Origin of the sequence: Halorubrum sp. ARQ200 (assembly GCF_005435115.1) — an archaeon.
Classification (GTDB): Archaea; Halobacteriota; Halobacteria; order Halobacteriales; family Haloferacaceae; genus Halorubrum; species Halorubrum tropicale.
In genome coordinates this window covers 1-466 of sequence record NZ_SGTZ01000055.1, presented here as the reverse complement: position 1 = coordinate 466, position 466 = coordinate 1, and the positions used below count along the sequence as shown (strand labels likewise).

1 protein-coding gene is annotated in these 466 nt (G+C 48.1%); it reads right to left on the bottom strand.

Translation table 11 applies throughout. The features are described from left to right. On the bottom strand, positions 1–376 hold a 376-nt coding region (locus EXE50_RS17010; RefSeq protein WP_137705651.1), incomplete at its 3' end, for a hypothetical protein. Positions 377–466: the final 90 nt, after the last annotated feature.

Below are 466 nucleotides of genomic sequence, written 5' to 3'. Positions count from 1 at the left end.
GATCAAGGAAGTCACTTTGCTCGTAAACCCCTGACTGACCACTGACTGCCTCAGGGCTCCCATCAAAGACACGTAGTGGTGAGTAATGGGTGTTTTTGAAATTGTAGAAGGCCAACGCAGACCCGTTTGAATTCAAGCTGGCGGAATTATCTAGTTCGTACGTGAACGTGATATCATAGGTCTCCGCCGGCGCCTGGTTGACTATTTTGAAAGCCGGAGTTCCCGTATATCCACAGTCCTTTGCTAGGTCTGGCCCCTGAACATTGATATCACCGAGTTCGATCTTAGCCCCGACGCTGACACCATCTCCAGTACCTCTAGCGAAATCAATCCCTAGCTCACCACTAGATTGTTTAATGAAATCTCCGGAACTCACATCTTTTAGTCCAATTGCACCTTGATCGTCGGCGACAACATTAACATCGACATTTCGATTGCTTTGAGTGATACTCATTGCCCCGGTACC